Source organism: Intrasporangium sp. DVR (assembly GCF_040365325.1).
In the GTDB taxonomy this organism is placed as follows: Bacteria; Actinomycetota; Actinomycetes; order Actinomycetales; family Dermatophilaceae; genus Intrasporangium.
In genome coordinates, this window is the sequence record NZ_BAABZW010000032.1 from 24082 (window position 1) to 43781 (window position 19700).

Annotated in this window: 21 protein-coding genes and 2 tRNA genes; 15 read left to right on the forward strand and 8 right to left on the reverse strand. The window is 70.2% G+C overall.

The genetic code is table 11. The features are described 5' to 3' along the window. The first annotated feature begins 120 nt into the window (after positions 1–120). A complete protein-coding gene (mobF, locus tag ABWV20_RS18455; protein ID WP_353357790.1) occupies positions 121–3702 on the forward strand; it encodes a MobF family relaxase in 3582 nt (1193 codons plus the stop codon). A gap of 351 nt (positions 3703–4053) precedes the next feature. Here mobF and ABWV20_RS18460 read toward each other — a convergent pair whose 3' ends face one another. The 3 genes from ABWV20_RS18460 to ABWV20_RS18470 all read right to left on the reverse strand — a co-directional run bounded on the left by ABWV20_RS18460 (position 4054) and on the right by ABWV20_RS18470 (position 5947). Beyond that, positions 4054–4299, reverse strand: coding sequence for a hypothetical protein (locus ABWV20_RS18460; protein ID WP_353357792.1), 246 nt, complete (start codon positions 4297–4299; stop codon positions 4054–4056). A gap of 153 nt (positions 4300–4452) precedes the next feature. Then, positions 4453–4938 carry a GNAT family N-acetyltransferase gene (locus ABWV20_RS18465; protein WP_353357794.1) on the reverse strand — a complete coding sequence of 162 codons (486 nt, stop codon included), beginning with the start codon at positions 4936–4938 and terminating at the stop codon, positions 4453–4455. 94 nt (positions 4939–5032) lie between these two features. After that, the gene (locus ABWV20_RS18470; protein WP_353357796.1) at positions 5033–5947 is read right to left on the reverse strand and encodes a hypothetical protein; all 915 of its coding nucleotides are present in this window, start codon (positions 5945–5947) and stop codon (positions 5033–5035) included. 186 nt (positions 5948–6133) lie between these two features. Here ABWV20_RS18470 and ABWV20_RS18475 point away from each other — a divergent pair, with 186 nt between their 5' ends. Both ABWV20_RS18475 and ABWV20_RS18480 read left to right on the forward strand, forming a co-directional pair. Further along, positions 6134–6778 (forward strand): helix-turn-helix domain-containing protein, encoded by a 645-nt coding sequence (locus tag ABWV20_RS18475; RefSeq protein WP_353357798.1) that lies wholly within the window; start codon positions 6134–6136, stop codon positions 6776–6778. Between the two features lie 240 nt (positions 6779–7018). After that, positions 7019–7438: a helix-turn-helix domain-containing transcriptional regulator gene (locus ABWV20_RS18480; RefSeq protein ID WP_353357800.1), complete on the forward strand. Its 420-nt coding sequence runs from the start codon at positions 7019–7021 to the stop codon at positions 7436–7438. A gap of 1 nt (position 7439) precedes the next feature. Here ABWV20_RS18480 and ABWV20_RS18485 read toward each other — a convergent pair whose 3' ends face one another. Continuing rightward, positions 7440–7877 carry a hypothetical protein gene (locus ABWV20_RS18485; protein WP_353357802.1) on the reverse strand — a complete coding sequence of 146 codons (438 nt, stop codon included), beginning with the start codon at positions 7875–7877 and terminating at the stop codon, positions 7440–7442. 56 nt (positions 7878–7933) lie between these two features. Further along, the gene (locus ABWV20_RS18490; RefSeq protein WP_353357804.1) at positions 7934–9106 is read right to left on the reverse strand and encodes a tyrosine-type recombinase/integrase; all 1173 of its coding nucleotides are present in this window, start codon (positions 9104–9106) and stop codon (positions 7934–7936) included. A gap of 261 nt (positions 9107–9367) precedes the next feature. Between ABWV20_RS18490 and ABWV20_RS18495 the strand changes: the two genes are divergently transcribed. Continuing rightward, positions 9368–9440: transfer RNA gene (locus ABWV20_RS18495), tRNA-Gly, on the forward strand. Between the two features lie 114 nt (positions 9441–9554). On the opposite strand, the gene ABWV20_RS18500 is transcribed toward ABWV20_RS18495, so the two are convergent. Beyond that, a complete protein-coding gene (locus ABWV20_RS18500) occupies positions 9555–10166 on the reverse strand; it encodes a hypothetical protein (RefSeq protein WP_353357806.1) in 612 nt (203 codons plus the stop codon). A gap of 134 nt (positions 10167–10300) precedes the next feature. Between ABWV20_RS18500 and ligD the strand changes: the two genes are divergently transcribed. The 6 genes from ligD to ABWV20_RS18530 all read left to right on the forward strand — a co-directional run bounded on the left by ligD (position 10301) and on the right by ABWV20_RS18530 (position 14399). Further along, entirely contained in the window at positions 10301–11272 is a 972-nt protein-coding gene (ligD, locus tag ABWV20_RS18505) for a non-homologous end-joining DNA ligase (protein ID WP_353357808.1), read from the forward strand. Between the two features lie 76 nt (positions 11273–11348). After that, on the forward strand, positions 11349–11831 hold the full coding sequence (locus tag ABWV20_RS18510) for a glutathione peroxidase (RefSeq protein ID WP_353357810.1): 483 nt from the start codon (positions 11349–11351) through the stop codon (positions 11829–11831). Between the two features lie 26 nt (positions 11832–11857). After that, positions 11858–12895 (forward strand): chorismate-binding protein, encoded by a 1038-nt coding sequence (locus tag ABWV20_RS18515; RefSeq protein WP_353357812.1) that lies wholly within the window; start codon positions 11858–11860, stop codon positions 12893–12895. Between the two features lie 4 nt (positions 12896–12899). Further along, on the forward strand, positions 12900–13745 hold the full coding sequence (locus ABWV20_RS18520; protein WP_353357814.1) for an aminotransferase class IV: 846 nt from the start codon (positions 12900–12902) through the stop codon (positions 13743–13745). Positions 13746–13750: 5 nt separating this feature from the next. After that, entirely contained in the window at positions 13751–14284 is a 534-nt protein-coding gene (locus ABWV20_RS18525; protein WP_353357977.1) for a TIGR02611 family protein, read from the forward strand. 41 nt (positions 14285–14325) lie between these two features. Further along, positions 14326–14399 (forward strand) — tRNA-Val (locus ABWV20_RS18530). A gap of 38 nt (positions 14400–14437) precedes the next feature. Here ABWV20_RS18530 and ABWV20_RS18535 read toward each other — a convergent pair. Further along, a complete protein-coding gene (locus ABWV20_RS18535; protein ID WP_353357816.1) occupies positions 14438–14791 on the reverse strand; it encodes an ArsR/SmtB family transcription factor in 354 nt (117 codons plus the stop codon). Between the two features lie 116 nt (positions 14792–14907). Between ABWV20_RS18535 and arsB the strand changes: the two genes are divergently transcribed. The 4 genes from arsB to ABWV20_RS18555 all read left to right on the forward strand — a co-directional run bounded on the left by arsB (position 14908) and on the right by ABWV20_RS18555 (position 17530). Further along, complete coding sequence (gene arsB / locus ABWV20_RS18540) at positions 14908–16053, forward strand: ACR3 family arsenite efflux transporter (protein WP_353357818.1); 1146 nt, start codon at positions 14908–14910, stop codon at positions 16051–16053. A gap of 29 nt (positions 16054–16082) precedes the next feature. Further along, the gene (locus ABWV20_RS18545) at positions 16083–16502 is read left to right on the forward strand and encodes an arsenate reductase ArsC (RefSeq protein ID WP_353357979.1); all 420 of its coding nucleotides are present in this window, start codon (positions 16083–16085) and stop codon (positions 16500–16502) included. Positions 16503–16667: 165 nt separating this feature from the next. Further along, entirely contained in the window at positions 16668–17018 is a 351-nt protein-coding gene (locus ABWV20_RS18550) for a hypothetical protein (RefSeq protein ID WP_353357820.1), read from the forward strand. Then, positions 17015–17530 (forward strand): flavin reductase family protein, encoded by a 516-nt coding sequence (locus ABWV20_RS18555; RefSeq protein ID WP_353357822.1) that lies wholly within the window; start codon positions 17015–17017, stop codon positions 17528–17530. Before ABWV20_RS18550 ends, ABWV20_RS18555 begins: the two co-directional genes overlap by 4 nt. A 36-nt stretch (positions 17531–17566) precedes the next feature. On the opposite strand, the gene ABWV20_RS18560 is transcribed toward ABWV20_RS18555, so the two are convergent. Continuing rightward, entirely contained in the window at positions 17567–18274 is a 708-nt protein-coding gene (locus tag ABWV20_RS18560; protein WP_353357824.1) for a TetR family transcriptional regulator, read from the reverse strand. Between the two features lie 106 nt (positions 18275–18380). Here ABWV20_RS18560 and ABWV20_RS18565 point away from each other — a divergent pair, with 106 nt between their 5' ends. Then, positions 18381–19700, forward strand: coding sequence for an acetyl-CoA C-acetyltransferase (locus tag ABWV20_RS18565; protein WP_353357826.1), 1320 nt, complete (start codon positions 18381–18383; stop codon positions 19698–19700).

A 19700-nucleotide genomic window follows, 5' to 3' on the forward strand; every position in this document is an offset into this window, starting at 1 on the left:
TCCAGCCACCCCTCTGCCCTGCCAATCTCCTCCTCCGTCTCCTCCATTCGCACACACCTCTTCCATCCGAGGTTCCCCCTGGCCACTCGCGGCCAGTGCGCGGCCTTGAGGGGTGTGACGATGACGCTGCAGAAGTTGTCGGCCGGGTCGGGGTACGAGTACCTGACCCGGCAGGTCGCCGCTCTCGACTCGACGGAGAAGGGCAGCATCCCGTTGGCCGACTACTACGCGGCGAAGGGCGAGGCGCCCGGCCGCTGGATCGGCTCGGGTCTCGTCGGCATCGACGGGTTGGCGATCAACGACATCGTCACGGCTGAGCAGATGAAACACCTGTTCGGCAGCGGCTGCGACCCGACCTCCGGGCGACCACTGGGGGCGGCGTACAAGGTCTATGTCAACGAGACGGTCGATGCGTTCAATGCCCGGGTCGACGAGCTGCTCGGCCCCGTGGCCGCGCCAACACCAGCCCAGCGGGCGATAGCGCGCTCGACCACGGCGCGCGAGGTCTTCGTCGCCGAGCACGGACGCGAGCCGGCGTCGGCGCGGGAGCTGTCGACGGCGTTGGCGAGGTACTCACGCCCGCGGCAGACCGCGGTCGCTGGCTTTGACCTGACGTTCAGCCCGGTCAAGTCGGTCTCCACGTTGTGGGCGATCGCGCCGCCGGAGGTGGCGGCGAAGATCGAGCGGGCACACCAGGCGGCGGTCGCCGACGCACTGGCCTTCATCGAGCAGCACGCCCTGTTCACCCGCGAGGGCAAGGACGGCGCCCGCCAGGTTGAGACCCGTGGACTGATCGCCGCCGCGTTCACCCACCGCGACTCCCGCGCGGGCGACCCCGACCTGCACGCGCATGTGGCGGTTGCGAACAAGGTGCAGACCATGCAGGGCAAGTGGCTCGCGATCTACGGGCGGGTGCTGCACCAGCACGTGGTCGCCGCATCGGAGACCTACAACACCACCCTCGAGCGACACTTGGTCGAGGCGCTCGGGGTGCAGTTCGCCGAGCGGCCGGCCGCCAGCCGGGAGAAGAGGCCGATCCGCGAGATCGTCGGCGTCGACCGCGAGCTCTGCGAGGCGTGGTCCCGCCGGCGAGCCGACATCGTCGTCCGGCAGCGCGAGCTGACGCGAGAGTTCCGCGACGCACACGGCCGTACGCCGACGCCGGTCGAGGCTGTTGCGCTGGCCCAGCAGGCGAACCTGGAGACGCGCGAGGCCAAGCACAGGCCGCGATCCCTGGCCGAGCAGAGGACGACCTGGCGGAGCCAGGCCATCGACGTACTCGGGTCCCCGGACGCGATCGCCCGCATGGTGCAGGCCGCGCTCCACCCCACCGGCGCGCCCGCACAGGCCAAGGTGTCGACCTGGTGGGTGCGGGAGATGGCCGAGCGCGTGCTCGGCGAACTCGAGGCGCGCCGGGCGACCTGGCAGTCCTGGCACGTGCACGCGGAGGTTCATCGGCAGATCCGCGGCGCAGGGCTTTCCGCAGATCTGGTTGCCGAGGCCGTTGGCTGGGTCGTCGACGAGGTCACAGAGCTGTCGATCAACCTGACCCCGGACCGCGACCCGGTCACAGACCCAGATCGGTTGTGTAGGTCGGACGGGACGAGCGTCTACCGCCACGCCGGACGCGACCACTTCACCACCACCCGCGTGCTCGACGCGGAGGCGCGCATCGTCGCGGCCGCGGCGAGCACCGACGCGGTGGCATGGTCGGCCGGCGACGTCGAGCTGGGAATTCTGGCCGCGCGCCTTGAGGGCATCGAGCTCAACGCCGGCCAGGAGCAGCTGGTCCGTGCGATGGCCGGCAGCGGCCGCCGCGTGCAGCTCGCCCTGGCACCCGCCGGAGCCGGGAAGACGACCGCGATGCGGGTGCTCGCGGGGGTGTGGACCGAGGCCGGGGCCGACGTGCTCGGACTCGCCCCCTCGGCGGCCGCCGCGGCCGCTCTCCGCGACGCGACCGGCATGCCGTGCGAGACGCTCGCCAAGCTCGTCCACGACCTCGACACGCAGCCCGATTCCGAGCTGGCCGCGGCTGTCGGCCCCGGGTCTCTGCTCGTCATCGACGAGGCCGGAATGGCCGACACCATCACCCTCGATCGGGTCATCGGCTTCGCCGTCGCGCGCGGCGCCACGGCGCGGCTGATCGGCGACGACCAGCAACTCGCCGCCATCGGCGCCGGCGGCGTCCTCCGCGACCTCGCCCGTACGCACGGCGCGGTACGCCTGGACGAGGTCGTGAGGTTCGACGACCCGGTCGAAGCCGAGGCCTCCCTGGCGCTCCGGGACGGCGACCGTGCGGCCCTGGGCTACTACCTCGACCACGACCGCATCCACGCCGGCGATGAACAGACCGTCGTCGAGGAGGTGTTCGACGCATGGCGACGCGAGCAGGACGCGGGCCGCGACTGCCTGATGCTGGCGCCGACTCACGAGCTCGTACGGCAGCTCAACGAACGAGCCCGATCCGCCCGCCTCGGCGACACCGCCGCTGGCGACGAGGCCCTGCTCCGGGGCGGCACGCACGCGTCGGTCGGCGACGTCGTACTCACCCGACACAACGACCGTCGGCTCGGCGTGAGCAGCACGGACTGGGCCAAGAACGGCGACCGCTGGACCGTCACTCGCGTCCACGACGGCACCCTGATCGTGCGGCACCGCGACTCCGGGCTCACCACCGTGCTGCCGGCCGAGTACGTGGCGGCCCATGTCGAGCTCGGGTACGCCTCCACCGTGCACACCGCCCAGGGGCTGACCGCTGACGTCATGCACGGCGTCGTGACCGGCGGGGAGACCCGGCAGCTGCTCTACACGATGATGACCCGCGGCCGCGCCGAGAACCACGTCCACGTCATCACCGACGACCTGAGCGACGAGCGTGAGTTCGAGCTGCCGGGCATCACCGAACAACTCACCGCCACCGAGATCCTCGAGCGCGCCCTCGGTCGCGACGGTGCTGCCGTCTCGGCGACTTCGACCCGCGCACTGGCCGGCACGCCAGAGACTCGCCTCCACGACGCCGCAACCCGGTACGCCGACACCGTGAGCCTCGCAGCCCGGACGGTGCTCGGCACGCCTGCTGAAGAGCCGGTCGGGTCCGGCCCGCTCCCGTGGCTGCCCGACATCCCCGCCGAGGTAGCCGACCACCCGTCGTGGGGGCCCTACCTCGCCGCGCGAGGACGTTTGGTGGGCACCCTTGCCTCCGAAGTCAGCAACCGAGCAGACCAGACCCTGCCGGCCTGGCTCGACGACTACAACGACGTCCTCACCCCAGAGTTGCGCGCGGACATCGCGGTCTGGCGGGCCGCCCAAGGCATCACAGTCGACGAACGAACCATCGCCGGTCCCGCGCCCGACGACGACCGCGCCGCGGCGTACCGGCGCAGCCTCGTCCGCACCGTCAACAGCCGTTACGACGACGCCGTCCACGTGTGGGAACGTCGCGTGGTCGCATACGTCGGCCGCGCTGACGAGCACACCCTCACCCTGGCGCGCGAACTCGACCGGCTCAAGCGTCAGGGCCGCGACCCAGAGCCGTTGCTGATGAGGGCGAGTATCAGGCCCTTGCCGTCCGAACACCCCACCGCGGCGCTCGCATACCGCATCCGCAAGCAGCTCGCACCAAAGCAGCGCCGCCGCGAAATCCCCGTCGCCGAGCACCACCGCCAGGCGCCTGCACAGCAGGCGCCCGGCATCGGGATGTGAGCGCTCCCGCGCACACTATGCGGCAGAAGCGGTCGTCGACTACCGCTCTCGACGCCGCCGTCGCCAGTCGAGGACCAAGTCAATGTTGGCAACAACCATTGCCAAGAAGAGGCACACGAAGCCCGCGACGATCACGGGGTCTCGACCAATCAGGATGCCGACCACACCCGTGAGCACCCCGGAGGCGGCAAGGAGTCCCTCTAGCCACCGGGCATCGCCGGAGGCGGGACGTGCCACCAGCCTGCCCCAGATCGCCATGGCATCCATCATCGCAAAAGGGCGCGCGTTCGTCGCTCGCACATCGGCGTGACTGCGCTCATCGCGGCTAGATCCGGACGTTGAGGCGACCGGTCAGCGGGGAACCCCCGTGGAGGCGGGGCGGTGGAAGCGCCGGTAGGCGTGGAAGAGACCTTGATAGATGAGAACGCCAACACCAGCGTTGACCAGGGCGAGTGCGGCCGCCGCGATCAGACCGGCGTTGACGCTGACGACGTCGGTGGCGACCAGGAGCGCGGGCCATCCGAACGCCGCGACGAGCAGCGTCACGGGCCACCATCGCCCAAGAACCAGACCGAACAGGATCATCGTCGGGATCATGTGTCGCCACCCTCCACTGTCAGGTTACGCCCACGCTCGCTCACCGGCATGGTCGATCACGTGCAAAACCGATGAGCGGTCAGGTCAGCGAGTCTCCCTGTCGGCGGGCCAGATGCGGGCGTCGGGCCAGTCAGTACACGGCTCAACGATGGCTCATTCGCGCAGTTCGAGCCTTCGCCAAATGATTGCGGCATTCGGGTCGCCAGAGCTGGATGGCTCGGTATTGACGACCGTGAACCCCTCGCGCTCGTAAAAAGACCCGGCCCGGGTGTTGCCGGCGAAGTGCTCCACGAGGACGCTCTTCGCGCCGGTGGGTAGCGCAGCTATGGCTTGGCGAAGCAACTTCACACCAAGAGAACGGCCGCGGAAGTCGGGTGCCAGATAGAGCTTCCAGATCACCTGCTCGTTGCCCATCTCACCGGTCTCGGATACGCCGACGATGGTGTCGTCGACCAGGGCCACATGCACGCGACCGCGTTCAACCGCGGACCCCATGCGTTGCGGCGTCCACCAAGCCAACTGTCCCTGCGCGCCGTCGGCGCCGAGGATCGGCGTGTAGTGCGCCGGGACTACCGCCGACCCGAAGGCGGCGATCGCGTCCACGTCCGACGCTTGCGCCTTTCGTATCTCAGCATCCATGTCGTCCGTTGTAACAGCCGCAGATACCTGCCCACGGCGAGAGGGTCGTGCTTCGGTGCGCGCACATCGGATCCGGAAGATGAATCTGCTGCATTCACGCGGACTCGTCGAACTCCCGGTGGCCGGCGTTGGCGCAGTCCTCGATGTGCTGCCACAGGTACTCCTCGAGGACCTCGTCGAGGCTCATCGGCGGCAGCTCGTGCGCTGCGACGAAGGGACGCAGGTCGTCGACGAGTCGCTCCTCGTACGCGTACCGACCGAGCCGGTCCATGAGCATCGATGCGCGGCGGCGTACCGAACGCGCCGACGCGAGGCGGTAGCGGCTCACGTCCTCGACGACCTGCGGTGAGGTGAGCCCGGCACGCCCCCTCCGGGCCGGGGCGGAGTGCTCGGCTGCCGCCACGGCGAGCTGCTGCAACAGCGAGGCGTCCGGCAGGCTCAGCACCCCGCCGATTAGTGCGTGCTGGACGAGCTGGCTCGACTCGAACACCGCGTCGGCATGAAGCTCGGGGAGACCGGCGAGGAGGTCGAGGTCCTCAGCGTTGTCGCACAGAGTGGTGCTTGCCCAGGTGCGATCGTGTCGCTGCGCGGCCTCGGTGTGCCCTAGCTCGGCGAGGAGTGACCGTCGTACGGCGCGGAGGACCGTCGCGGCCACGCACCGCAGCGTCGGGCGCGTCCGGATCTGCAGCCAGAGCGCGCCGGCGGTCAGCGCGTCGATGTCTGGCGAGAGGTCCCGCAGGCTGTCGGCCAGGCGCGTCGCGCCCGGCAGCAACAGCCAGGCGATGACGACGGCCGCCTCGGCGTCGTCCTGAGCCAGCCGATGGAGACGGGCCAGCAGATCGTCCTTGGCCACCGTGGAGGCCCGACGCGTCCAGTCGGGCAGGTCGAGCAGGTCGTCAACGACCGCGAGCTCGGGCTCCTGATGGCACAAACGCTGCCACGCCGCAGCCGCGGCCGCCATCGCCGGACCGTCGACGTCGTCGAGGCCGAGACACGTCGCGACACTCATGGTGATCACCCCTTTCCGTGCCAGGCAGACCCCTGTCAAGAAGTAGGTGTGCAAGGCATGTCCGGATTTGGCATGGACACCCCGCACGACCTGACCGCAACTGTCCGTCCGCTGTCGCATCTGTGCAGGTCAGGCGCCGAAACGAACAATCTGGCCGAGCAGATCCGATCCGATATCCTCGGAATCGTGTCCGGGCGCTCCCTGCTCGCGTACGCCCGCCGCGCGGCCGGGCTGACCCAAGACGCCCTCGCGAGGCTCGCCGGCACGTCGCAGCCCACCTTGTCGGCGTACGAGCGCGGCACGAAGTCGCCCTCGCTGGCCGTCGCCGAGCGGATCGTCGAGGCAGCCGGTCATCGGTTGGAGGTCGTGCCGAACCTGGAGTTCGTCGAGGTGCCCGGCCAGCACGGCCTACACCCGTTCTGGCTCGCCAACCAGCTGTGGCGACTCGATCCCGAGCGCGCCTTCCGCATGGTCCTCCTGCCCGGACCTGACCACGACTGGCCGGTACCGCGGCGGCCGTACTACCTCCACGACCGCACCGACCGCGCACGCGCCTACGAGCTCATCCTGCGAGAGGGCAATCCGAGCGACCTGCTCGACCACATCGACGGCGCACTGCTCGTCGACGTCTGGAAGGAGCTCGACCTGCCCGACCCCATCCGCCGCGCCTGGCAGCCGCTCATCCGCAACGCCCTGCCGAGCCGCCGCCCGCGAGCGACCAGGGCCGGCAGCGAAAGCCCACCCGGGGCGCTCATCCGACTCCGACCCAGCGAGCGAGCCCGTCACCTGCGGCTCGGGAAAGACGAGCATGAGGACCACCCCAGCGGTTGAGCCGGCGCCCATCCCACCGCCTCGGCCGCTGAGTGCACCTGATCGGCGGATTGGCGTGGGAGTTCGACGCGATGTACGCCAGACAGCGAAGGGCTACTCTGGGAACGCCTCCCCGGGCTCCGGTGCGAGGAAGAAGGCCCCGGACACGCTGGTGGAATCAGCACCGGGGCTGACGTCTCTTACCTCCGGCTCGTCTCCCGAGCGTAACATTTGTGATACGCTCTGGCGCGAGGGGAGTTGATGGAAATGACGAAGCACACCGCGTTTTGGGACGACTTGGCCCGCGACCTTGAGGACCCTGAGTTCCTGCGGGAGTACGTCGCCGAGTCGATGCGCATCGCGACCATCGACGCGATCGTCAATGCGCTCGATGCCGCCCGGGAGGCGGCGGGGCTGTCGAAGGCAGAGCTGGCCCGAGCCATTCAGTCTGAGCCGGCGACCATCCGACGGCTCTTCTCGTCCGACAGGATGAATCCAACGCTCGGCACGCTCGCCGAAGTCGCCGCTGTACTCGGGCTGCGCATCACGGTCGAGCCGCTGGGCAAGGACGAGCGAGCACAAGTCACCGGCCCCCTCCTCGAAGGACGCGTCGCAGACCCGAAGAAGTTGGCCAAACACCTCGACGCGATGCGAACCCGGAAACCGAAGGTGCCCGCTTGACTCACGCGAGCGAGCGTGGGTTTCGCCTGCGGAACTCATCCCCTAGGCTGCGGACGGCCGCGTAGTCGGCGTCCGAAAGCGTCGTCCGGAACGGCTTGTCGCGACCATCGATCACAACCAGCAAGGGCTTGTCCTCGCCCTTGGCGTCGTAGTCGAGCAGACAGAAGAGCCGGTAGTGATGACGGCGAGGGCCATCGATGCGCAGCTCGAACCATCCGCTCATCTCGCCCTTCATCGCTTCCCAGTAGCCGCCACCAGAGAACCGCTTGGGTGGTGCGGTGGCGACAGCGACGAGCGCGGCGCGCATCTTCGCCCGCACCGGCGTCGGATAGGCGTCGAGCGCTTCACGGCCCGGGGTCGGCCGTTTCGGGTCGTCGTCCTTGTGACGCCTGAAGAAGACGATCTCGTGTTCGTCATCTGGCGACGGCCCGGTGCGCACCGCAGACACCTTCGGCCGTGGCCGTCTTTGCTTTCGGCGATCGCGCGCGTCTGGGCTCATCGCGGTTCATCTTCACGTTGTGCACCGACAAGCGCAGAGAGCCGCTTGGCGATCTCTGCGTCGCGGTCGGCGGCGGCGTGCTGGTAGCGCATGGCCGCGCCAGGGGTGGAGTGGCCGAGCCGACCCATGAGCTCGGCCAGAGTGGCGCCAGTCTGGGCCGCGAGGACGGCGCCGGTGTGGCGGAGATCGTGCCAGCGCAGATCCTCGCGGCCGGCGGCCTTCCGGGCCGGGTAGTAGACCTTGTAGAGCGTCGACGGCGCCATGTGGGCGTTGCTGTCGGCCGCGGCCGGGAAGAGCAGCGCGTCCTTGCCCTTGCCGGTGTGGTCCTTCAGGTGCGCCTTCACCACCGGGATCAGGTGCGGCGGGATCGCCACGTCACGGACGCCGGCGTCGGACTTCGGCGAGCCGACGACGAAGCCGCCGCCAACGCGGACGACGCCGCGGCTGATCGAGACCCGGTTCGTGCGCAGGTCGATGTCGCCGCGGCGCAACTCGGCCAGCTCGCCGAAGCGCATCGCGCACCAAGCCGCGAGCAGACACATCAGCTTGTACCGATCGGGAAGCGCCTCGACGATCGTCTCCAGCTCCTGGAGCGATGCGGGCCGGACCTTGTGCGCGCGCTTCACGTTGCCGGCGCCCCGGATGTGCGCGGGGTTGTACGGGATGAGTGGCTTCGGCCGCGCGGAGACGGCCGAACCGAGGATGGTGCGCAGCAGGCTGTAGGCCTGCGCGCGGATGGTCTCCTTTCCGGGCGCGAGGGCGTCGTACCACTTGGTGACGTCCTCGGCAGTGATCCGGTCGAGCCGCTCGTCGCCGAAGGTCGGGTAGATGTAGGTGTCGAGCAGCATCCGGTACTGCTGGCGAGTGGTGGGGCGCAGCTCCCGGCCGCGGGTCTTGCGGCCCTCGAGCCACTGGTCGCCGTACGCCTTCATCGTCGGGATCGCGAGACGGGCGGCGCCGCGAGCGGCCGTGTCAGGCGCCCAGACCTCCATCTGGATCTCGGCGCGGCGGTTGGCCAGCCAGGCAACGGCGTCCTCCTTGGCGTCGAAGGTCGTCGGCGCCCGGTAGAGCTGCCCATCGGGACCGGTGTACGCCGCGCGGTAGCGGCCGGACTCGCGTCGCTCGATACGGCCGAAGCCGCGGCGGGCGCTACTGGTTGCCCGAGCCATCTTGTGTCCTCCCAGTACCGCCTTTCGGGGAACATATGGGGAACATAGACGTCTGAATCCGTCCGAAGATGTCTCGGACTGTCAGGCGTCAGAAGATCCCGAAAGTGCCCTCTGACCTGTGAGTTTACGCTCAATCTAGTGGCGCGGCGAGGGTCAACGGAGGACCGGTTCTCAAAGGTTCAAACCCAGTATCGCCCACCACCCGGGACACGGCGTTCGACTCGCGAGAGCGGGTCGGGCGCCGTTCGTCTCGATCCCCCTGCGGACGTAGCTCAGTTGGTAGAGCGCAACCTTGCCAAGGTTGAGGTCGCCGGTTCGAGCCCGGTCGTCCGCTCGGCTGAAGGCCCCCGACCTCGAGGTCGGGGGCCTTCGTCGTTGCGCAGTCCGGGACGACGCCGGGACGACGCCGGGACGACGCCGGGACGCACCGCCAGGCGGACCGGCTGGGTCAGCAGACCAGCGAGGTCAGGCCCTGCGCGCTCTCGGAGCCGCCGCGGAGGAGCTTGCCCCAGCCCTGGGTGCACGAGCTCACCGTGCGCACCGGCGTGGAGTAGGTGAGGCGTTGCCGGTTGTCACCCACGGTGTAGCCGCGGGTGTCGCTGCCGCCACCGACGACGATGCCCGCCTGGGCGCGGTAGCCGAAGCCGAGGGCGTGGTACTGGGCCCAGACGTAGACCGAGGCGAAGTTCATCCAGGCCGAGCCGCTGGCGTCCCAGCACCAGCCGATGTACTGACGGACGGTGAAGGCGTTCATGCCCTTGTCGCGGACGACCCGGGCCGTGCCGAGCTCGCGGACGTCGGAGCAGTTGACGCCGGCGCTGTCGTCGGTCACCTCGGCGCTCGCCTCGGCGGTCGCCTCGGCAGTCAGGGGGTCTGCCGCCAGGGGCACCGAGGGTCTGGGCTGCGAGGAAGCCGTGGCCGGGGCGGCGCCGGCAGCCGATGCGGGGGTCGGGACGAGCGCCGTCAGCAGGACGGCGACGAGGGTGGCCACGAACGCGGGGATCACGCGGTGGAGGGACATCATGGTCGAGAGCTCCTGCAGATGGTGGTGGTTCGTCATGTCTCAGCGTGGTCGTCGGGGCGGGTGTGGTAGGGGAGTGGCTGGTGCGTCGACAGTACGACGAGTCGCCGGGATCGGCAGCCCGAAATGTCCCGGGGCCGGACCCTGTCCACGGAGCGGAATAGGGTGGGCCCATGGCGGCCGCGTCGAAGAAGACCCCAGCAGTCGTGCTCGACGTCGACGGCTATGACGTGCGCCTGACGAACCCGGACCGGGTGTACTTCTCGGAGCGGGGCGAGACCAAGCTGGACCTGGCGAACTACTACCTGTCGGTCGGCCCCGGCATCGTCACCGCCCTGCGTGACCGGCCGTGCATGCTCCACCGGTTCCCCAAGGGCGTGGACGGGGACAAGGTCCACCAGAAGCGGCTGCCTGCCGGGGCGCCGCCGTGGGTCGAGACGGTCCGGCTGCACTTCCCGCGCTACGGCCTGCACGCGGACGAGCTGTGCGTCCAGCGCCTCGCCGACGTCATCTGGGCCGTGCAGATGTCGACCGTCGAGTTCCACCCGTGGAACTCCCGTCGCGCTGACACCGAGAAGCCGGATGAGTGGCGCATCGACCTCGACCCGATGCCGCGCTGTGGCTTCGAGAAGGTGCGCCGGGCCGCCCACGTCGCGCACGAGGTCCTCGAGGAGCTCGGGGCGGTCGGCTGGCCCAAGACGTCCGGGGGGCGCGGCGTGCACGTCTACGTCCGCATCGAGCCGACCCACGGTTTCCAGGACGTCCGCCGCGCGGCCCTGGCCTTCGCCCGGGAGGTGGAGCGTCGCCTCCCCGACGACGTGACGACGGCCTGGTGGCGCCGTGACCGCGCTCCGGACGACCTCTTCGTCGACTACAACCAGAACGCCCGCGACCACACCATCGCCGCCGCCTACAGCGTCCGTGGCAACAGCCGCGGGACGGTGTCGGCCCCGTTGGCCTGGGACGAGATCGACGACTCGGCCCCGGACGACTTCACCATCGCCACGATGCCCGAGCGGTTCGCCCGGCTCGGCGACCTCCACGCCGGCATCGACGATGCCGTCTTCGACATCGCCCCGCTGCTGGACTGGGCTGAGCGGGACGAGAAGGCGGGCAAGGACGTCCCTCCCGAGCCGGAGGAATAAGCCGTATGCCGCTGGGCTTGCTCCCGAGACAGGGTTCCCTTCCCGGGGGCCGACCCGCTCACCCCAAGGAGGACCGGTGGCCGTTCTCGGCGACTTCACGGCAACGACGATCGACGGTCAGGAGCGGTCCCTGGCGGACTTCTCCGGGGACGTCGTCCTCGTCGTCAACACGGCGAGCGAGTGCGGCTACACCCCGCAGTTCGCCGGGCTCGAGCAGCTCTGGGAGCAGTACCGGGACCAGGGGTTCACGGTGGTCGGCTTCCCGTGCAACCAGTTCGGCGCACAGGACCCCGGGACGGACGAGGAGATCGGCGCCTTCTGCCAGAAGAACTTCGGCGTGACCTTTCCGATGATGTCCAAGGTCGACGTCAACGGGGCCGACGCCCACCCCGTGTGGACCTGGCTCAAGTCCGAGAAGGGCGGCCTGCTGGGGGACCGGATCAAGTGGAACTTCACGAAGTTCCTCGTCGGGCGGGACGGGCACGTCATCGGGCGCTACGCACCGCAGGCGGAGCCGACTGCGCTGGTGGCCGACATCGAGAAGGCGCTGGCTGCCTGACGCGTCCACGCGCCTAGGATCTGCGCGTGGACCATGCTCGCTTCCCCGACCGCTCGGCGCGCGGGGTCAGCGACATCCGGCGCGGCGACGACGCCCTCGAGGCGGTGTCCGGAGGTGGCTTCTGGGCGCTCGTGGCGACGTTCGAGGGCGAGGTCACGGCGATCCGCTTCCGGGACGTGCAGCGGCTCGACGGTGCGCGCCGGCCGGCCGCGCGGGCGGTCGACTGGGCCCCGCTCGACCGGCACTGGCAGAGCTCGCTCAGCCCAGCGGCATACGTCGAGGCGGTGAAGGAGGTGCGCCGGCGAATCGCCGCCGGCACCGTCTACCAGGTCAACGTCTGCCGGGTTCTCAGCCACCCGTTGGCCGAGGACGCCGACCTGGACGGGCTGGACGGGCTCCTCCGACAGGGAAACCCGGCGCCCCATGCAGCCAGGATCAGGTGCGCCGAGGCGGGGGTGGACGTCGTCAGCGCCTCGCCGGAGCTGTTCCTCGCCCGGCGCGGGGGACGCCTCGTCACCAGGCCGATCAAGGGCACCGCCCCGACACCGGAGCAGATGCTCCCCAAGGACCACGCCGAGAACGTGATGATCGTCGACCTGATGCGCAACGACCTGTCGGCGGTGTGCGAACCGGGCACGGTCTCGGTCGACGAGCTCTGTGCGTTCGAGCGGCACCCCGGCCTCGTGCACCTCGTGTCGACGGTGAGTGGACGGGTCCGGGAGGGCGTGACGTGGCGAGAGATCTTCCGCGCGACCTTCCCACCGGGATCCGTGTCAGGAGCCCCGAAGTCGAGCGCGCTGACCGCGATAGCCGACCTCGAGACGGCGCCCCGCGGGCCGTACTGCGGCGCGATCGGCTGGATCGACGCAGACCGGGCCGAGGCGGAGCTCGCCGTCGGGATCCGAACCTTCTGGGCCGACCGGGACAGCGAAGGCGCCCGCTGGCTCCGCTTCGGCACCGGCGCGGGGATCACGTGGCACTCCGACCCTGAGGGGGAGTGGGCCGAGACGGAGCTCAAGGCGGCCCGGCTGGTCGGGCTGGCAGCCGGCTCTGTGACACCATGACGACATGACCGGCAGCCTTCCTCGCGTCTGGGTGGGCGGCGACCTCGTCGACCCGACCGGCCCCTCCATCTCGGCCCTCGACCACGCCGTCACGGTCGGCGACGGCGTCTTCGAGACCGCCAAGATCGACGCCGGCCGGCCGTTCGCCCTGTCCCGGCACCACGCGAGGCTGCAGCGGTCCGCTGCCGGGCTCGGGCTGCCTCCCGTGGACCTCGCCTTCATCGCCAAGGGCATCGACGCCGTCCTCGAGGGTGAGGAGATCGACTTCGGGCGGCTGCGCTACAGCGTGACCGGCGGCGTCGGCCCCCTCGGCTCCGACCGCGGCGACGCGGACCTGACCTACGTCGTCCTGGCTGGGCCGCAGGCCCGTCCGCCTGCTTCCGGGAAGCTGACCGTGCTGCCGTGGACGCGCAACGAGCGCTCGGCCATTGCCGGCCTGAAGACGACCTCCTATGCCGAGAACGTCGTCGCCCTCGGCCGGGCCAAGCAGGTCGGGGCGATCGAGGCCGTCTTCGGCAACACCCGCGGTGAGCTGTGCGAGTGCACCGGCAGCAACATCTTCGTCGTGGTGGGGGGCGAGGTGCTCACCCCACCGGCCGACTCCGGCCTGCTGGCCGGCATCACCCGCGAGCTCCTCCTCGAGTGGGCGGCGGAGGCCGACGTGGCCATCCGGGAGGTCGCGCTGCCTCTGGACGTGCTGGAGACCGCGGACGAGGTCTTCATCACCAGCTCGACCAAGGACGTCCTGCCCGTGCACGCCGTCGACGACCGCGACGTGCCGGTCGGCCCGGTGGCCACCCGGCTGCGGGACCTGTTCCGAGCGAGGGCGCATCAGGACCTGGACCCGTGACCGACATGGCGAAGACCGCCAAGACCGGCGACGCGCTCCGAGCCGTCGACGGCGACGAACACGGCCCCGGCCGGGTCGCTCCCGAAGCGTCGGGGGCGCACGTCGACTACTCCGACGACAACGCCACCCTGGACGCCCACGAGGACCGCTGGGCCTGGCGGGCGCGCCTGCGCCGGCACCCCGCGACACACCTCGCCTGGCGCAGTGCGGTGGGGGTGGTCGGCTCGGTCGTGACCGTCGCCGGCCTCATCATGGTGCCTGCACCCGGGCCGGGCTGGGCCGTGGTCATCCTCGGCCTCGTGATCCTCGCGAGCGAGTTCGAGTTCGCCCAACGGTGGCTCGACTTCGTCAAGCACCACGTCCACCTGTGGAACCGCTGGGTGATGGCCCAGCCGCTGTGGGTCCGCTGCCTCATCGGCCTCGGGACGCTGGTGCTCATCTGGGCGGTGTTCTGGTTGACGTTCGTGATCTTCGGGCTGCCCGGATGGACGCCGGACTGGGCCGAGCAGCAGCTCGCCCGCCTGCCCGGGCTCGATTAGGGCCCGGGACGCCCACCCGCTATTGTTTTGCCGCACCGCCAGGACGTGTAGCTCAGTTGGTTAGAGCGTTCGCTTCACACGCGAGAGGCCAGGGGTTCGAGTCCCTTCACGTCCACCGCATCTCCTCATCAGCCTCGTCAGCCTCGCCGCGTCTCACGCGTCCTGGCCGAACGCGCGGGCCAGTTGGGCCAGGCGCTCCGGCACGACGGTGAACCACGCCCACGCCCCGCGGCGCTCGCGAGTCACCAGCCCGGCCTCGGTCAGCACCTTGAGGTGGTGCGAGACCGTCGGTTGGGACAGCCCGACCGACGGCGTGAGATCACAGGCACAGGCGGAGCCGCCCTCGCTGGCCCGGATCAGCGTCAGCAGCTGGAGGCGGGCCGGGTCCGCGACCGCCTTGAGCAGCGCGGCGAGCTCGTCCGCCTCGTATCGATGGAGGGGCAGCGGCCGCGGCGCGCCGGCACACTTGGCGATGGCCGACTCGAGGAGCGTCGGCTCGGTCGTCATGTCGGTCACCTTTGTGCGTCCGGGCGGGCCAGATGGGGCAATATTGACAGGTATCGATACGGACTGGTTGAGTCGTATCGACACAGATCAATATTACGTCATGGGAGCCACCACGAATGAGCCAGCAGTCCCACGTCGCGCCCGCGCACGCTGACCAGGGTGCGGAGGTCGTCACCGCCAGGCTCTCGACCCTGGACCGCTTCCTGCCCCTGTGGATCGGTGCCGCCATGGCGGCCGGGCTGCTCCTGGGACGCCTCGTGCCGGGGCTGGGCGAGGCGCTCGGGGCCGTCGAGGTCGACGGTGTCTCGTTGCCGATCGCCCTCGGACTGCTCGTCATGATGTACCCGGTCCTGGCCAAGGTCCGCTACGACCGGCTCGACAGCGTCACCGCCGACAAGCGGATGCTCGTCAGCTCCCTCGTGCTCAACTGGCTCATCGGCCCGGCGCTGATGTTCGCGCTCGCCTGGACCTTCCTGCCCGACCTGCCGGCCTACCGCACCGGCCTGATCATCGTCGGCCTGGCCCGCTGCATCGCCATGGTCATCATCTGGAACGACCTCGCCTGCGGCGACCGCGAGGCCGCTGCGGTCCTGGTGGCGCTCAACTCGGTCTTCCAGGTCATCGCCTTCGGTGGCCTCGGCTGGTTCTACCTCTCGGTCCTGCCGGGCTGGCTCGGACTCGAGCAGGCCGTCCTCGACGTCTCCGCGTGGCAGATCGCCAAGTCGGTCCTGATCTTCCTCGGGATCCCGCTCCTCGCCGGCTACCTGTCGCGCACGTGGGGGGAGCGGGCCCGCGGCCGCGTCTGGTACGAGGGGCGGTTCCTGCCGCGAGTCGGGCCCTGGGCCCTCTACGGCCTCCTGTTCACGATCGTCATCCTCTTCGCGCTCCAGGGTGACCAGATCGCGAGCCGTCCCCTCGACGTCGCCCGGATCGCCGTGCCCCTGCTCGCCTACTTCGCCGTCATGTGGGCCGGCGGCTACCTGCTCGGCCGTCTTCTCGGGATGACCTACGAGCGCACCACGACGCTCGCGTTCACCGCGGCAGGCAACAACTTCGAGCTGGCCATCGCGGTCGCCATCGCCACGTTCGGTGTCACGTCCGGCCAGGCCCTCGCCGGCGTCGTCGGTCCCCTCATCGAGGTCCCCGTCCTGGTGGGGCTCGTCTACGTCAGCCTGGCTCTGCGCCGTCGCTTCCCGCATCCGGCGGAGCCGACCGGCCGCGCCTCCCACCTGCCACCTCACGGACGACAGGAGACCCGGTGACCGACAGCACCCACGACACGGACCCGACCATGAAGCCGTCCGTCCTCTTCGTGTGTGTCCACAACGCCGGCCGGTCGCAGATGGCGGCTGCCTACCTGGAGCACCTCTCTGCTGGCGCGGTCGAGGTCCGCTCGGCCGGCTCCGCGCCCGCGGACCAGGTCAACCCCTCGGCCGTGGCAGCCATGGCCGAGGAGGGCATCGACATCACGTCAGCCAGCCCGAAGGTCCTGACCACGGAGGCGGTGCAGGACTCCGACGTCGTCATCACGATGGGCTGTGGCGATGCCTGTCCGATCTTCCCCGGCAAGCGCTACGAGGACTGGGAGCTCGAGGACCCCGCCGGCAGGGGAGTCGAGGCGGTCCGCCCGATCCGGGACGAGATCCGTCGTCGGGTCATCGAGCTGCTCCGTTCCCTCGACGTCACCCCGGTGTCCGGCGCCGCCGGCTGAGCCTCCGCTTCTCCCGGGGCTCTGGGCCTGACATTCGGGGCCACTTCGGTCATACACTCCGGCCAGGAGCGATTCCTGGTCATCAGGAGTCGGCCGTATGCCGCTGGGCTGGGTCCGCGCGCGGGCGCCCCCCGGCGGGTGGCAGCGGAAAGGCGGTTGACCGACATGCCGGTGACAGTGAGCAGCCTCTTCATCTACCCGGACGCCGACTCGCCTGCACAGGAGCTGGAGGCGATCGACATCACGCCGACGGGCCCCAAGGGCAACCGGTCGAAGAAGCACGCGGTGCACATCGTGTCGGCCGAGGAGTACGTCGGCACGCACCCGAAGGCCAACATCGTGCTCGACATCGAGCCCGAGGTGCTCTTCTCGCTCGTCGGGTCGGTCATCCGGCTCGGCGACTGCACCCTGACCGTGACGAAACGTCCATCGCACTGTCCAGGTGTCTACGCCGACGTGGTGGAGCCGGGCGAGGTGGCGGTCGACGACCTCCTGCTGACGGCGGAGCGCGGGTGACGATCCACTCGAGTCACCCGTTCGAGGCGGACGAGACCCGACGCGACCCGGTCCGGCGCTTCCGCGGCCGGGTCGGCGGGGCGGTGTCCCTCTGGACCTCTGGCGCTGGCCCTGACCGGGCCGGCCTGACGGTGACGTCCTTTCTCGTCGCCGACGGCGAGCCCGCCCGGGTCGTCGTGCTGCTGCATCCGGACGCCGACCTGCTCGAGCGCCTGGAGGAGACGTCGACCGCCGTCGTGTCGCTGTTGTCCTGGCGGCACCGCGAGCTCGCCGAGGTGTTCGCCGGCCAGTTTCCCGCTCCCGGCGGCCCGTTCCGGCTGGACCAGTGGGAGCAGACCGGCTGGGGTCCGCGACTCACGTCGGCGCCCTCCTGGCTGGGTGTGCGGGTCGATGCCCGGTCCCGCCGGGAGGCGGGCTGGTCGGTCCTGCTCGAGGCGGTCGTGGAGCACGTGGAGGTGGGGGACGAGGACGACCCCCTCTTCCACCGGAGGGGCCGCTACACCCGGCCCTGACCGCACGTGGTGGGGGACAGCGGCGGCCAGCACCTCTCAGGGTCGCCGGTCGGCGAGGATGGGCGAGAGGCCGTGCCACGCCAGCTCGGTGAGCGACTCGACGAGATCCTGTCGTGCTGCCCTCGTGGGTGAGGCGAGCCAGTCGTCGGCCACCGCTTGCACGGAGCCGACGAGGGACACGGCCCAGACCCGGGTCATTGCCCGATCAGCCCGATCAGCCCGATCAGCCCGGTCATCGCCACGCCTGCCGGCGCGGCCGAGAGACCCCTCGAGAAGCTGCGTCAGCTGGTCGGTGACGTGCCTCACCAGCCGGTCGACAGGGTCGTCCGGCAGCGGGCGGTCGACCAGGGGGCGGTTGACGACGAAGCGGTAGAGCTCCGTGTCGGACTCGACGAGCGCGAGGTAGGCGTCCACGGTCGACGAGATCAGCTCTCGTGGGTCCTTGCCGGCCGCGCTGGACCGCTCGAGAGCAGCCGCGATGTCGCCGACGACGCGCTCGTCGACCCGCTGCGCGACCGCCCGGTAGAGGCCGGCCCGGTCCTCGAAGTGCCGGTAGATGACGGTCTTGCTCGTGCCCGCCTCTGCGGCGATGTCGTCCATGCCGACGGACGCGCCGTGGCGGCGGATGGCGCGGATGGTGGCATCGACGAGACTCGCGCGCCGCTCCTCGCGGTGCCGGGCCCAGCGCACCGAGCGGCCGTCGGCGACCCGGGCCGGCTCGTTCGCATCCTCGGGATGGCTCATGAGCGGCAAACTAACAGGTACTCGCTGTATCGACTACTGGGAGTTTCGGTTATCTTGATCGGAGGCGGGCCGCACGGCCCCATCCCGGACCACCCAGGAGATTTCCATGGCACCCAAGACCCGCAAGCCGTCGGCACGGCAGACGCGCCGCGTCGCCGTCCTCGGCGGCAACCGGATCCCCTTCGCCCGAGCACACGGCGCCTATGCCCGCGCCTCCAACCAGGACATGCTGACCGCCGCCCTCGACGGGCTCGTGGCTCGCTTCGGCCTCGCGGGCGAGCGGCTCGGGGAGGTCGCCGCCGGCGCCGTGCTCAAGCACTCCCGCGACTTCAACCTCACTCGCGAGTCGGTCCTCGGCACGCGCCTGGACCCCACCACCCCGGCCTACGACATCCAACAGGCCTGCGGCACCGGGCTCGAGGCCGCCATCCTCGTGGCCAACAAGATCGCACTGGGACAGGTCGACTCAGGCATCGCCGGTGGTGCCGACACGACCAGCGACGCACCGATCGCCGTCAGCGAGGAGCTGCGCACGATCCTGCTCGCGGTGAACCGCGCCAAGACTCCCGTCGACAAGCTCAAGGCACTTGCCGCATTCCGTCCGACCCACCTCGCTCCCGCGATCCCGCAGAACGGCGAGCCGCGCACGGGGATGTCGATGGGCGAGCACATGGCCGTCACGGCCGAGCAGTGGGGGATCACCCGCGAGGCGCAGGACGAGCTCGCGGCCGCCAGCCACCGCAACCTCGCCGCTGCCTACGACCGCGGCTTCTTCGACGACCTCGTCACGCCCTTCCTCGGCCTCACGCGGGACAACAACCTCCGTCCGGACTCGAGCGTCGAGTCGCTCGCCAAGCTCAAGCCGGTCTTCGGCACGGGCGAGAACGCCACGATGACGGCGGCCAACTCGACGCCGCTCACCGACGGCGCATCCGCGGTCCTCCTCGCGAGCGAGGAATGGGCCGCGGCGCACCACCTGACCCCGCTTGCCTGGTTCGTGGACGGCGAGGCGGCCGCGGTGGACTACGTCCACGGTGACGAGGGCCTGCTGATGGCACCGGCGTATGCCGTGCCGAGGCTGCTCGCCCGCAACGGGCTGACCCTGCAGGACTTCGACTTCTACGAGATCCACGAGGCGTTCGCGTCCACGGTCCTGACCCACCTCAAGGCCTGGGAGGACGAGGAGTTCTGCGTCAAGCGGCTCGGCCTCGACGGGGCGCTCGGCTCGATCGACCGGACCAGGCTCAACGTCAACGGCTCGTCCCTCGCTGCCGGGCACCCCTTCGCAGCCACCGGGGGCCGGATCGTCGCCTCCCTGGCCAAGCAGCTCAACGAGAAGCGCGACGCGACGGGGCAGCCCGTTCGTGGGCTCGTGTCCATCTGCGCCGCCGGCGGCCAGGGCGTCGTCGCGATCCTGGAGGCGTGA